14 protein-coding genes and 1 tRNA gene are annotated in these 13,156 nt (G+C 59.8%); 7 read left to right on the top strand and 8 right to left on the bottom strand.

All coding sequences use genetic code 11. The annotated features are described in order from the left end of the window. Nucleotides 1-78: 78 nt before the first annotated feature. A complete protein-coding gene (locus tag IEY58_RS10545; protein ID WP_229743641.1) occupies nucleotides 79-1,134 on the bottom strand; it encodes an NAD-dependent epimerase/dehydratase family protein in 1,056 nt (351 codons plus the stop codon). Between the two features lie 74 nt (nucleotides 1,135-1,208). After that, nucleotides 1,209-1,487, bottom strand: coding sequence for a DUF1330 domain-containing protein (locus tag IEY58_RS10540; RefSeq protein ID WP_189045434.1), 279 nt, complete (start codon nucleotides 1,485-1,487; stop codon nucleotides 1,209-1,211). Between the two features lie 243 nt (nucleotides 1,488-1,730). Between IEY58_RS10540 and IEY58_RS10535 the strand changes: the two genes are divergently transcribed. Continuing rightward, nucleotides 1,731-2,624: a LysR family transcriptional regulator gene (locus IEY58_RS10535; RefSeq protein WP_189045432.1), complete on the top strand. Its 894-nt coding sequence runs from the start codon at nucleotides 1,731-1,733 to the stop codon at nucleotides 2,622-2,624. Nucleotides 2,625-2,644: 20 nt separating this feature from the next. Here IEY58_RS10535 and IEY58_RS10530 read toward each other — a convergent pair whose 3' ends face one another. Beyond that, nucleotides 2,645-3,562 carry a LysR family transcriptional regulator gene (locus tag IEY58_RS10530; RefSeq protein WP_189045430.1) on the bottom strand — a complete coding sequence of 306 codons (918 nt, stop codon included), beginning with the start codon at nucleotides 3,560-3,562 and terminating at the stop codon, nucleotides 2,645-2,647. Nucleotides 3,563-3,706: 144 nt separating this feature from the next. Between IEY58_RS10530 and IEY58_RS10525 the strand changes: the two genes are divergently transcribed. Continuing rightward, nucleotides 3,707-4,726, top strand: a complete 1,020-nt coding sequence (locus tag IEY58_RS10525; RefSeq protein ID WP_229743640.1) for an LLM class oxidoreductase — start codon at nucleotides 3,707-3,709, stop codon at nucleotides 4,724-4,726. A 40-nt stretch (nucleotides 4,727-4,766) separates the two neighbouring features. Here the strand turns inward: IEY58_RS10525 and IEY58_RS10520 are convergent, their stop codons facing one another. From IEY58_RS10520 to IEY58_RS10500, 5 genes are all read right to left on the bottom strand, one after another. Beyond that, nucleotides 4,767-4,940 carry a hypothetical protein gene (locus IEY58_RS10520; RefSeq protein ID WP_189045428.1) on the bottom strand — a complete coding sequence of 58 codons (174 nt, stop codon included), beginning with the start codon at nucleotides 4,938-4,940 and terminating at the stop codon, nucleotides 4,767-4,769. Next, nucleotides 4,937-5,878 carry a restriction endonuclease gene (locus IEY58_RS10515; RefSeq protein ID WP_189045426.1) on the bottom strand — a complete coding sequence of 314 codons (942 nt, stop codon included), beginning with the start codon at nucleotides 5,876-5,878 and terminating at the stop codon, nucleotides 4,937-4,939. Before IEY58_RS10515 ends, IEY58_RS10520 begins: the two co-directional genes overlap by 4 nt. 36 nt (nucleotides 5,879-5,914) lie before the next feature. Further along, nucleotides 5,915-6,334 carry a DUF5615 family PIN-like protein gene (locus tag IEY58_RS10510; protein WP_189045423.1) on the bottom strand — a complete coding sequence of 140 codons (420 nt, stop codon included), beginning with the start codon at nucleotides 6,332-6,334 and terminating at the stop codon, nucleotides 5,915-5,917. Then, complete coding sequence (locus IEY58_RS10505) at nucleotides 6,331-6,996, bottom strand: DUF433 domain-containing protein (RefSeq protein WP_189045421.1); 666 nt, start codon at nucleotides 6,994-6,996, stop codon at nucleotides 6,331-6,333. The genes IEY58_RS10510 and IEY58_RS10505 overlap by 4 nt, the downstream gene beginning before the upstream one ends. Nucleotides 6,997-7,175: 179 nt before the next feature. Beyond that, a tRNA-Gly gene (locus IEY58_RS10500) sits at nucleotides 7,176-7,262 on the bottom strand. 152 nt (nucleotides 7,263-7,414) lie between these two features. Here IEY58_RS10500 and IEY58_RS10495 point away from each other — a divergent pair. The 5 genes from IEY58_RS10495 (at nucleotide 7,415) to IEY58_RS10475 (ending at nucleotide 12,838) form a co-directional block, all read left to right on the top strand. After that, nucleotides 7,415-8,842 carry a site-specific integrase gene (locus tag IEY58_RS10495; RefSeq protein WP_189045420.1) on the top strand — a complete coding sequence of 476 codons (1,428 nt, stop codon included), beginning with the start codon at nucleotides 7,415-7,417 and terminating at the stop codon, nucleotides 8,840-8,842. 277 nt (nucleotides 8,843-9,119) lie between these two features. Then, a complete protein-coding gene (locus IEY58_RS10490; protein WP_189045417.1) occupies nucleotides 9,120-9,641 on the top strand; it encodes a helix-turn-helix domain-containing protein in 522 nt (173 codons plus the stop codon). A gap of 31 nt (nucleotides 9,642-9,672) precedes the next feature. Beyond that, entirely contained in the window at nucleotides 9,673-10,287 is a 615-nt protein-coding gene (locus IEY58_RS10485; RefSeq protein ID WP_189045415.1) for a DUF3800 domain-containing protein, read from the top strand. Nucleotides 10,288-10,884: 597 nt separating this feature from the next. Continuing rightward, a complete protein-coding gene (locus tag IEY58_RS10480; RefSeq protein ID WP_189045413.1) occupies nucleotides 10,885-11,502 on the top strand; it encodes a restriction endonuclease subunit S in 618 nt (205 codons plus the stop codon). A 52-nt stretch (nucleotides 11,503-11,554) separates the two neighbouring features. Continuing rightward, nucleotides 11,555-12,838 (top strand): N-6 DNA methylase, encoded by a 1,284-nt coding sequence (locus IEY58_RS10475; protein WP_229743674.1) that lies wholly within the window; start codon nucleotides 11,555-11,557, stop codon nucleotides 12,836-12,838. The last annotated feature ends 318 nt before the right edge of the window (nucleotides 12,839-13,156 follow it).

The following is a 13,156-nucleotide window of genomic DNA, read 5'->3' as shown; positions in this document are numbered from 1 at the left end:
GCAAGCACGTTGCGGGTGCCGAATGAAACGGGAATGGGCTGGACGGTCTGGCAAGAACCACAGGCATCCGCTTCTCGGCTATGCGCTGGAACGAGATTCCCTGCTTCCACGTCCTGAAGCGACCAGGCGCAGCACGAGTGCGGTGTCCCATTCGATGTCCGCCAACATCTCCTTGGTGCCGCCGTGGACGGGCTTCCAGCCGAGCTTTTCCCCGTTGGTGCATTTCGTGCGCACGTTGCTGCCCCAGAACCAGCCTGCTTGCAGGCCTGTCGTCGCGATCGGACTGTCGATGAGTCCTTTGGCATAGAGCACATGCCCGATCCGATCGGAGGCGTCCGACCAGGTGAAGTATTCCGACGTGGGGTAGTAGAGACCTTCCAACCCCTCGGGCGCGATGCCCCTCACGGCGGCGTCAAGAATTACGAGGTAAAGTTCCGCCAGATCGGCGACATGGACATTGGTCCATTGTGCTTTTCCTTCGCCGACGTAGAGCGCGCGGCGGTGCGCCAACGACTGATAGATCAGGCGCGGAAGCTGGATCGACATGCGGTTTTCAGCAAACGGTCCGAGGCCCCGCCCGAACACGGTGGGCGGCACGACCAGATATGTTTTGACGAGGCCCGATTTGGCGGCCGCGAATACTTCCAGATCCACCAGTCGATGCGGAGCGTAGGCTGGAATGGCGGCATGCGCCGCTGCGTCTGCGTCATCCCAAAGGAGAGCGGCGGTCGGGTCCTTATCGAGCGAGACGCCCGTCCCCTTGGAATTGGTGGAGAGCACGCCGGCGCCGGATGTATGGATCAGGATCGGGCGTGTTTTCGTTGCCGCTGCGCGCTCTGAAAGCCCCTGGACGATCGCTCTCGCACTCGGCTGATGATCGCAGTCGGCCGTGTTGAAGACGATGGACGCACGCGCCGATTCCCGTCGCAAAAGGTCGCCGTCGTCCAGGCTCCCAACGACGGCCTCCACCCCGAGCTCTCGCATCAATTCTGCGTCACTCTCGCGCCGGACCAGGGCCGCTATAGTGTAGTCGCGCACGTACTCCCGCGACGTCATGAGATGGAGGAAGGAGCCGCCTATATACCCGGTGCCTCCCGTGATGAAGATAACAGGCTTGCTGGAAATGTCGGTCAAGGCGCGCCCCCGGCCCAGTAATTTTATGATGATGCTCAGGCTTGACGCCGAGCATGCGAGCAATTGAGGAAGCTTCAGCCGATCAGGTGGAAGCGACAGGTCATGCCCGCGTCGCGGTCTGCCAAGGCGGCCTGATAGGAGGGAGAGTTGTACCAGGCGAGCGCCTGCTCACGGCTCTCGAAGCGAATGATGCCGCCATTCTTCAGGCCGGGATCACCGGCGAGTTGTGTCCAGGCTCCGGCGGCGACAAACTCGCCGCCAAATTCCTTGATGGTTGGCCCTGCCGCCTTCGAATAGCGATCCTTCGCGGCTGGATCTTTCACTTCCATCTCGACGACAACAAAGGCGGCCATTCTTCTTCCTTTCGAATTGCGCGATATCCACTTGATGCGCACGCGAAAACCGAAGACCTGAACCTCGTCGCTGATGGCTCAGTTGAAAGCGACCAAGTCTCCGTCGACTGGGACCATGCCGATGGAGCGTCGGTCGCGGGTCCGACTATCGAGCGTGACCCACTCTTGCTAACATATTGCTATATTCGATGAAATTGCCGAATTTTGATATCATATATCGGATCATCTTATAAATGAGACACTATGGATCAGTTCACTGCACTTTCCTATTTCGTCCGCGTCGCCGAGATCGGCAGCTTCTCCGACGCCGCACGGGATTTGGGGCGTAGCCAATCCGCCATCAGCCAACAGGTGCGGATGCTCGAATCGCACCTGCGCGTCCGGCTGATCGATCGCACGACCAGACGTTTTTCACTGACGGAAGCCGGTGTCCGCTATCTCTCGGATGCGAAACTGGTTCTCGAAGCCCTCGCGGAAGCCGATGCCGCAGTCTCTGAGCAGGAGAATGCAATGTCCGGCAGGCTCGCAATCAGCGCCCCGGTTAATTTCGGTTGCAGTCTGCTAGGCGGCTTTCTCTTCGAATTTGCTCAAGCCTATCCGGATATTCGACTGGACGTCTCCCTGTCCGACCGGTTTGTAGACATCGTGGCGGAAGGCTTCGACCTTGCGATCAGGTTGGGCACCGTCAACGATCCCAGCATCGTCGCGCGATATATCGGAACGATCGAGCGCTGCCTCGCGGCGACACCGACTTATCTCGATGGAATGGGGCGACCGGCTTCGCCCTCGGATTTGGTGAAACTCGCCTACATCGCGCATGCGGGTATTCGGGGCGGGGAACAATTCACGCTCATTCATAAGGACGGCACCCGACAGCAGGTGGCGGTCAATCCGATAATGCGGTCCGATAATTCGCAGATGGTAACCGAGGCGATTTCCGCGGGCATCGGCGTAGGGCTCGTCCACGAGTTGCTACTGCCGCGTTTGACGGAGAGCGGCGCGCTTGAGCGCGTTCTTCCGGATTGGCGTTATGAGGCCCAACCTGTTCATGCCATCTATCAGTCAAATCGGTACATCCCGCGCAGGGTCAGGGTATTCGTGGATGCGTTGGCATCGCACCTGCGCAAGCTTGGCTAGCTGCCGGTCGTTGCTCGCTCCTACGGCGCCTCTAACCATGGGCCACGATTTGCGCGCGCCAATTCGGTTATCCACTCGATAAAGGCTCGAACTTGCGTGGAGAGATATTGGCGGTTCGGGTACATGACGGACAGAGGACGCCGAACTTTCTTCATTTCGGGAAGCACCTCGATCAGTCGCCCAGCCTCGAGATGATCGGCGACGACCAGACCGGGGACCTGAATGAGGCCGTGCCCTGCAAGCGCAAGCGCTACAAAAGCCTCGGTGTCGTTGACCATAACCGCGCTTTTCATCTTCATGGCGCGCTCGACGCCGCTGCCTGGAAGATGCCAGACGATTGCCCGATGGCCGCGCCCGGAGAAATAATTGACCGCCTTATGGTCCAAAAGATCCTCGACCGACTCCGGTATGCCGCGTTCCGCTAGATATTTGGGTGCCGCGCAGGTCACCATCGCCATGGACGCCACGACCCGCCCGACCATGCTGCTGATCGGCAGATCGCCGATCCGCAGCACACAGTCGATGCCTTCCGCCAGGAGGTCGACTGGCTGGTCGCTCACCCCCAGGATAATATCGATTCCGGGATAGGTCCGCTGAAAGTCGGCAAGATGGGGGATAATCAGGGGCTTGGCGATGGCCACGGGAATGTCGACCCGGAGACGCCCGCGTGGCGCTTCGCCCGCACCCCCGAAGAGATTTTCCGCGCCGGCGACATCGGAAAGAAGCTGCGTCGCCTTCTCGTATAGCAATTCGCCTTCGCCGGTCAGGCTCGTTCGTCGCGTCGTCCGCTGAAGCAGGCGCACACCCATCCGTGCTTCCAGATTGTTGACCGCGTTGGTGACGCTCGGCCGTGTCATGCGCAACGACTCGGCCGCTCGCGCGAAGCTCGAATTCTCGGTGACGGCGATGAAGACTTTCAACTGCTGCACAAAATCCATCTCGCCCTCTGAGCCCCAATAGCGCATTCCATCGCACTGTTATCATCATGCGCAACAGTGAGATCAAGTCAGCTCGTGTTATTGGAAACAGATGGGAGCGATACAGTCGGCTTGGCGCGGAGAACAGGCGCGCTTGAGGACTGGATGATGACAGTAGACATAAACCTGAGTGAACCCGTATCCCCTGCCGCGAACGTGCACGATGCTCGCGACGCCATCGCTGATGCAGGTTTCCATCGCGGCTATTCCCGCGTGTTCAAGCAGGGTCACCTGACTTTCGGCTTCATCGCTCCGCTCGAGGGCTATCCCGATACGCCGGCACCTACCATGCGAGATCACGCAGTGCTCGCGCGCAAGGTCGATCAAGCCGGGTTCTCGGCGCTGTGGTTGCGCGACGTCCCGTTTTTCGACCCGTCATTCGGCGATTTAGGTCAAGTCTTCGACCCCATGGTCTATGCTGGCTGGCTGGCCGCGGAGACCAAGCAGATCGTCATAGGCACCGCCGGTATCGTCCTGCCCTTGCGCGACCCTATAGCCGTCGCAAAACAGGCCACAACTCTCGACCATCTAACCTGCAACCGTTTTCTGCTCGGTCTGTCGAGCGGCGACCGGCCGATTGAGTATCCGGCCTTCGGCATTGAATTCGAGACGCGTGCCGAGCGGTTCCGGGACGCTCACGCCCTGATACGGACGACGACGGAGCAATCGTGGCCTATTCACACATCGCAATTCTTTGGTCGGCTAGACGGTAATCTCGACCTCGTGCCGAAACCCGTCGGACCGCGATTACCGACGTTGGCCATCGGACGTGCGGGGCAAAGCGTTGAGTGGCTGGCCGAGCATATGGATGGCTGGATCTGGCATCAGAGCGATTTCAATCGCCTGGCGGCGGTTATCGAGCAATGGCAGGCCGCCATACCAGGCAAGATCTTCAAGCCCTACGGCTATGGGACGTTCTTCGATCTTGATCGAAATCCCGATGCACCGCTGCGCCATGGCCGCGGTTTGGTTGCCGGACGCAAAGTGCTTATCGACTTGTGGAGAAGGCAACAGGACCAGGGTGTATCGCATGTTGCGCTGAACTTGAAAATGTCCCGGCGACCCACGTCAGAGCTGATCGATGAGCTTGCCGAATACATCCTGCCACATTTTACCATCATTTGAAGTAGATGTATAATGAAAGTGTTAGTTATGACCCTGAGCTTTACGCTTCCGCGGACATGGAGAAGCCAATGTTCTCGAGATTGAGGAAGTAGATCTTCCTGCACCCGCTGCGGACGAGGTTCAGATCGCGGTTCGAGCCATCGAGCAGGATCTTCGCCTTGGCGAGATGATCGGTGGCGATGCTCCGAAAAGAAATGGCGCCGCGCAGCTTCATTCTATCACCACCGTGAAGGCTGGATATGGCTTGCGAAATGCTGCTAGCACCCGCTCTCGCGCTCGGTCCATCTCGTTCGTGGCCCGATGGGTGAGCATAAAGGTCGGACACGAGGGATCGCCGCAGCCACAGTGTCGGATTTCGCCGGTGGCGAGCAGCGCTTTGAAATTTCGACGGAGCTGATCGAGTTCGCGGACCGTTAGCTCGAGTGCCTGCCGAACGTGGACGTCGCGAATGTGATGCAGCGACGGAACGCGATGTATTTCGACGCCCTCGCGTGTTTGCCAGATGCCAGTGCTAAGGACTCGAATTGTGTCCTCGATGGCTTGTTGGAAGGCGTGAAGATTACTTTCTTGTTGAAAAGGCGTCCGAAACGCCGGGCGGTCGAAAGCCCGAGCGAGCATGGCCAACGCTTGGTCGTCATCGATATCCTGAAACTGCTCCACAAAGTCTCGCAGCTCCACCTCGGCGTCAGGAAAGGCGACGCCATCTACCAAACGCCGTAGGAGGAATTCAGCGCGCAGACGCAGATATTCCTCGAATTCGGAGCCCGACCAGATCGTCACTTCACGGACACCAAGCCGGGCTGCGGCTGCACGCACTTCATCGCGGCGCTGGGCCGAAACGCTCCCCCGGCATACGAATTTGAATGCGTCTGGTTGCCCGGTCGCAGCACCGACCGCGGCCGCCATGTCCTTCTCCACCTTGGCTTGGGCCAGCGTGCTTCGATTGACGCATTGGATGACGGTGCGTTGGGCTGGCCGATCATCAAAGGGGCGGAGTCCGATGATGTCGCGACCTTGGTCGCTTCCTGTTTGGCCGAACCACGCGAGGTCAGTCCAGCCTTCACAAAGATGATAGGCCAAGACTAGGCGCTCGAACTCGGCTCCACTAAAGTCCTCGAAGTGAATTGGCCGAACTGTCCGAGCTATTTTCATTTGAAGCCCTTTGCGTTTCGCCCGACAGAATAGCTTTTATGATTCAATCGCTGGAAGCTGATAGCGCCTGGTGTGGAGAGCATCCTCCTCCCAGGTGATCTCCAACACCCGGTTCACGAGATCAGCGTCGACCTCAAGCTCGTCGAGCGCCTGCTCGAAAAGTTCGATTTGCAACTCCAGATCCATACCTGGCGGCCCGTTGAGGCAGACAAGTCCGGCGTGGAGGGTGACGTCGGCGTATTGGCCCTTTGCCCCCGGTCGTTCCGCTGGACCGCGGAAGTCGACGGAGTTCTTGGTCACGAAAGTCCAGTCCCCATCGAGAATGATCGGTTTCAGCTCCCAGTCCTTCAGGCCGGCCCGGCCGAGCCAAACGACATGGGACGACTCGCCATGTCCTTTGGCATGCGCGAGTTTGGTCAGCTCGGGGCTCAGGCACTCGTCGATCAGAAACTTCATCCCGCCTTCCTGCGGCGAGGGACCCGCCGCTCGGCGACGATGACCGCGCCTTTGGGAAGCTCATCGGTCGCCCTCGGGCGGCCCCGCGCAGGGTTTGCTTCGGCGTAGATGGCGGCAAGCTCGATCTTGTCCGTGTCGAGGGACGGATAGGCGGCAAGGATGCGATCCATCGGGAGGCCAGCCGCCACTGAGGCGGCCACGTCATGAACGGGGACGCGCGTGCCGCGAACGATCGGCGCACCCCCGAGCACATCTGGATCGGATAGGACGATCTCACGGGCGGCCCCCAAACGCTCCATGCGCTCATTGGTCCGCCGGACGAAGGGCGCCAGGTCGATCGTGAGGAATTCATCGCGCACGATCCAATCCTCCTCGACCAGCGAGGCAAGGGCGCGGGTGCGGAATCTGTAGAGGCGCGACCCAGCTTCCCGGATAGCGAACAGACGCTCCTCCGAGGTCAGGCGCTTGGCGCTATCGAAGTAGAACGCGATGAGCGTGCAAGCGGTCGCCGCGACGCGCCGACCGTCATCGAGCGAGAAGAACCCCTCCGGCAGGATGTGCTCGTCGATGACCCGATTGACGTCCCGAAGCGCGACGCGAGCGACCACCGCCGCCTCAGACGGCTTCAGCATGTCCGCAGCAGAGCTCATGACGGCCTCCATAAAAAACCTTCCGATACGTCGGAATATATATGGGGAACGCCCGAACTTCAATGATGCGCGGCTCGCAGTGCGAACACGCTTATGGTGTCCATCTTCGCTACGGTGGACACCACACCAGAAACGACGAAGGCCGCCTCGCGGCGACCCTCTCGTAATGTCCTGATTTCCCTAGGGAAATTTGGAGCGGGCGAAGGGATTCGAACCCTCGACCCCAACCTTGGCAAGATTGAGGATATATATCCGAAGATTATCCTGCAGTATCCCGCACCCCTATCATCACATTGATTTATATTAGTTTCTATTGACGGACTATCCCACAGCCCTCTACGCTATGTCCAGATTTTCCGCTCGTGGTGTTGACCAGGTGTTGACCAAAAGCGAGAAGACCAACGCCTGGCGGAGCGGTAGGAGGCAGGTAATGGCTAAGCGTGTGGGAGTCCTCCTGACGAAGCGGACGGTCGATGCGGCCGAGAAGAAGGACAAGCGCTACTACGTTTGGGACAGCGAGCTTTCGGGGTTCGGCCTGCGGGTCGAAACGAGCGGCGCCAAGACCTTTATCGTTCGATATCGTGCCGAGGGTGGTGGCCGGACGGCCGCCCAGCGATTCGTGACGATCGGACGACATGGCCTTTTGACACCCGACGCCGCTCGGAAGCAGGCAAAGGTCGTGCTCGGTGGCGTGGCGAAGGGCGAGGATCCAGCCGACGACCGGCGGGCAAAGCGCGCCGAGATGAAAATCAAAGGCCTCCTTGACCTCTATGAGGAGGAAGGTTGCGTCATCCAGCGCGGTAAGCGCCAGGGCATGCCGATGAAGCCGCTGACCAAGCAGTTCACGATGGCCCGGCTCCGCAATCACGTAGAGCCCCTCCTCGGGCACAAACGGGTCACAGAGACCAATGCCGGCGACGTCGAGCGAATGGTCCGCGACATCACGGCCGGCAAAACCGCTCGTGACGAGAAGGTGGGTCCTCGCAAGCGCATCATAGTCCGCGGTGGGGAGGGCATCGCGCGTAAAGTCGTGCGCGACCTCTCTGCTGTCTTCAGCTTCGCCGTGCGTCGCGAGATTGTTTCGCGTAACCCCTGCGAAACCGCCGCTGTCCGAAAGACCGACAATCAACGAGAGCGCTTCCTAACCCTCGAAGAGGTGTCCCAGCTCGGCGCTGCGCTTGAGGAACTCGAGCAGGAAGGGGCCAACTCGAAGGCGCTCAATATTGCTCGCCTTTGGGCGCTTACCGGCTGCCGCCGCAACGAGATCGCGGCATTGAAGCGGTCAGAGGTCAACTTGAACGAGGGCCTCCTCGAATTCGATGACAGCAAGACGGGAAAGTCGGTCCGGCCACTTGGCGCGGCGGCCATCGCACTTCTGCGTAGCCTACTCGAGCAATCAAGTGATTCCGAATTCGTGTTCCCGGCCGAACGCGGCGATGGACACTACCAAGGTATCAAGGGCGTTTGGAGGAAGGCGATCGCGAAAGCGAAGCTGGTCGGTATCACCCCGCATACCTTGCGCCACACCATGGGTTCAACGTCGATATCAAACGGTGAAGCGCTCGCCTTGACCGGGGCGATTCTCGGCCATTCCAACCCGAGATCCACGGCGATCTATGCCCATGTGCAAAATGATCCGTCGCGGCGCGCCGCGAACCGCGTGACGAGGAAGCTCGCGGCTGCTCTTGCCGGTAAGCCGAACGAAAAACCCGCACGGACTGCAAAGCGCGAGAGCGCCAAGACCAAGGGAGATGAGGAACTCCTCCGGGTCGTGGCCCGCCAGCTCACCGAGGATGGGCCAGAGGCGGCGCGGCTGAGGGAGCTGTTGGCGCAAACCGTCGGTCAGACCGCCGCCTAGCCGACAAACACGACATAGGCCGGGGAGCTTCGGACAGCACAGACCGCAAATTCGACAGGTCATCCGTGTCCGGTCGCCTACCGTCCTACGTTATCCGCGGTTGCCCGTTAATCCGGATTACCGTGCGTCCTGCTTATGTCAGGACATCCGCATCCGGTCCTGAAGAGACATGGACGTCCGGTCGCACCGGACATCAGCGACCAATCGGCCACCATTGATATCCCTGTCGGAGAAGAACACTTTGTCGCTCAAGCACTCGACGAAATGAGGCTCCCCGATGAGCGACGATACTAGCACAGATGACGACGAAGTCACCCCCAAGCCGGCGGGCAAGGCAAAGACTACGCGGCAATCCGAGAAAAAGTGGGGCGCCGACGTGATGGCACTCGGCTTCTGCGTCCTGCCGTCCCTGATTTTCCGCGCCCAGCGGCGGCTCGGTCTCAACCCGACGCAACTCGCGGTGCTGCTGCAGCTCGCCGACTTCTGGTGGGACCAGGGTCGCAAGCCCTTCCCGAAAAAAGCGGACCTTGCCGACCGCCTCGCCTTGAGCGAGCGCCAGGTGCAGCGGCATATTGCCGACCTGGAGAAGGCGGGCTTCGTCAAGCGGATCGAGCGCAAGGTCAGCCGACGCGGCAAGATCTCGAACGAGTATGACCTCACCGGCTTGGTGGAAAAGCTGAAGACGCTTGAGCCGCAATTCCGCGAAGTAGCTGAGGAAGCAAAGGCGCGCCGGAAGGCGGTCGCCAAGCCTGGTTACCGACCTGCGGCCAAGGCCTCACCGACAACCGCGACGACCTGATGGGTAAGGGACGGCAAAGGCCGGTGACAGCGTGACGACCGCTCTTAACAAGAAAGTGCTCTGCTTCGTCGACGAGTACGGAACCGCCGGCGCCGGGGACCTGTACCTCGGTGCCGTGGTGGTGCTTGCCCGCGATGCCGGACGAGTCGACCGTTGCTTCACCGGCCTCCTCGAGCCGAACGCCAACGAGATCCACGCCGCCGATCTTGACGACCTGTACCTCCAAGGCCTGCTCCGCCGCTTCTGGACGGAAGCGCCAAGGGACCGGATCGTATTGATCAATCAGAAGATCGCGCCGCGGGAGGGGAGCGGGCCGATCATCTACGCCCAGGCCGTGGTCGAGACCGTGAAGATCGGCCTGAAGCGGTTCCAGCGGGATGTTCTCGGCCGGGATACCATTGGGAACGTCGAGGTGATCACCGACCAGAATCACCATAACGACCATCCGGACTTCAGGGCGGAGATCGAGCGGTCGCGGGCGCACGACGGCCGGTTCCGAGCGGTCAACCGGCTGGCGACCATCGATTCCGCCGCCTCGCGATTGCTCCAGCTCGCCGATGTCGTCGGCTACTCGCGCAAATGGATCAACCGAGGCACCATCAGGGCCAAGACGCTGAGCGAGCTCTACGGAATTCAGATGCCCTGAAACGAAGAGAGCCGCCCGAAGGCGGCTCTAGTAAGAAGGAGGAAGTCTGTGGTCGGCAACCGGAGCTTTGGGCCTCGGGTAACCACGGCGCTTGCCAAACACACGGCCGGGCAAGTCGCCTACAGGACTTCCTGCAAGCCACATATACGCCGGGAGGATCGCAAATTCAAGGCCATCCCTAGACATCTATGTCCAGTGGCTTCGCTTGCCAAGAAACTCCCACTGATCTTCCTTGGGTACATTCTTTCGGCGACCACATAGATCCCGCCCCGCGCGACGGCTCCGCCGGCAGCGCCTCGAAACACAGCACGCTCCAGCCAATCCGCCGACCGCTTCATATCTTCACCTTGCCCAAGGCAACGTTTATTCGATGCCCCGAAACGGGAGCATCGAGCGGAGAAACGCCCGCAAGCCTTTGATTTTTACGACCAGCTCCAGCTCGCCCCAGACAAGGTTCAAGCCAAATTGGTCTTTCGGACGTCGGATCATGCTGCTGTCCATCCACCATTAGCCAACGGGATGATTGCAGCAGTATCTGGAGTATGTCAATATGCAGTACGCCTGATACTGCAGAACAGGCCTTTGCCGTAGGTTGGTATGATGGAAGACCGGTCGCCGCCCGTTATGCTCAAAAATATCGCCGAGACCCTATTTATGGGTGTGAACGTGGGCCGCCTCCCGAAGACGCCGCAAGGGGCCGGCACGGTCCCAATCATTCACGTGAAGGATGTCATTGATGGCATGCTCTCGGCTGTCGACCAGCTGGAGCAGATCAGCTTCCCGGATACCCCTCAAAACGGTCGGCAACGTCTGCGTCCCGCCGATGTTCTGGTCAGCGCACGAGGGACGCTCATGAAATGCGCCGTCGTCCCGCAATCTCATTGGGGAGCCGTCGCGAGCGCTAACTTTATAATCGTCCGCCTTGGCCAAGCCGCAGCCCTACGGCCGGAACTGCTCTGGGCTTATTTGCGCCAGCCGGCAACCCATGCTCGGATTCTGAGCCGGGTTACGAGCACGGCCCAATCGGCACTCAATATTCGAGATTTGGAGGAATTGCCAATCCCTCTCCCGCCTAACAGCATCCAGTCCGATCTGGTCCGATTCATAACCGTCGCAGAAGAGCAATATCGCACTGCAGTCAATTGTGCTCGACTCCGTCAGGATGAGGCGATGGAAATGGTCGCGCAGTATATGAGCGCTGCACATGCGATTTGAGCACGCAAAAGGTGCCGACTCTCGTAGGGAATGGGAGCACCGGTTGCAGCGCATGGCCGACATCGGTCGTGCATCCAAATATCAAGCCTTCAAACACTCGCTGACGCTGCTCGGCCTTATCTACCTCCAGCGGCACGATCAGCTATCTTTGCCCGATACCATCGACGAACCCTCAAGCGCCGCTCTAAGGTTGGCCGAAGTCATTGAGAGGCACAAAGGACTGCAGACAAAGCCGTTGAGCCAGCATCTTCTCTCGGGTCTGTCGAGCATAGAGCCAGCCATTCTAACCGATTGGCTCCGGATCGCATCGGAGAATTGGCCTGTCGAAGGGTTCCCGGAATGGTTTGAGGCAAAGCTCGATGAACTTGGCTTTGCCTACCATCACGATACCCCTTCCTCACTCACGCGGCTTGTCGCGTCGCTCTTTTCCGATCGCTCACCCACGACCATTTTTGATCCAGCATGCGGAACCGGCGGCTTTCTAGCGGCAGCCGCCGAACAGATCGGCCACGCGGCACTGTTCGGTCAGGAAATGAACAGTGAGGCATGGGCATGGGCCGAAATGCGCTTTCTGATCCGTGGTGAAAGGCATATCAAGCTGGCGATCGGCAACACCCTGGCAGATCAAGCATTTTCTCGGCTCGCCCCGAAGGATGGATTTGACCTTGTGTTGACCAATCCTCCGTTCGGAATGGCCCTCGATCCCAATACGGCATCACGGTTGTCCCGGCGCACGAGCAATTTGGTCGGCGGGCTCGTGGGCCGACTGTCCAGCGAAACGGCCCATGTCCAAGAAATTCTCGCCAGCCTATCAAATTCTGGAGCAGCGGCCATAATCGTGCCCAACGGATTCCTGTCTCGCGGCGGCACTGATCAGAAATTGCGCGAAGCCCTCGTTCGGAACGATTCCGTTCAGGCCATCCTCGGACTACCGGAACGTGTGTTCGCTCCAGGGACAACGATTGAAACTGCGATTCTCGTCTTAAATCGTCGCAAACCTGACGATCAGAAGGGCCGAATTCTCCTTTTGGATGCACGGAAGTTGGGACGGCGCGAGGGCAACCGAGCCGTATTGGATGATGAGGCCATTGAGCGGATCACGTCACGTTACCGTCGATGGGGAGACGATGTGGGATTTTCGAGGGTCCTTCCGTTTGAAGAGCTGGACCCCGCGAATTGCTCATTTTCACCGGCTCGCTACATGGAGGCCGCCACGCCCGCCGCGACAATGAATCCAGATGAGCGGCGATCCCATATTGCCGAACTAGACGCACGCTACATTGCACTCTGCCAAGAGTATGAAGCGCTCCGCCTACAACTTGCGAGATCCCGTTAAGAGCCGAGAGTGCGCGTTCCTCTGCCCCTCCGGACTGTCGGATCATCGCCCAAATCGGGTCTGGCTATCGGTATCGGCTGATTGGAAGTCAACGGTCCGCCAATTGGAAGTACCTGGATCGCAATCTGGAAAGCCTGGAGGGGAAGGCATTCCCCCTGATCGGCGCGGCGGTCGCCGACGCACCCCCTTCTGTGTCAACCGGCGCGCAATCTTGACCCCCGATCGGCGTCCAATGTTGACCCCCTGATGGCGGGTTGTCCCGGTAGTCCATAGGAGGGGCCCGAGCGCGACGCGCAGTGCCTCCACGCGCGACGGAGC

The organism is Aliidongia dinghuensis (assembly GCF_014643535.1).
In the GTDB taxonomy this organism is placed as follows: Bacteria; Pseudomonadota; Alphaproteobacteria; order ATCC43930; family CGMCC-115725; genus Aliidongia; species Aliidongia dinghuensis.
The sequence above is the reverse complement of the archived record's forward strand: the minus strand, read 5'-3'. Positions and strand labels throughout refer to the sequence as shown.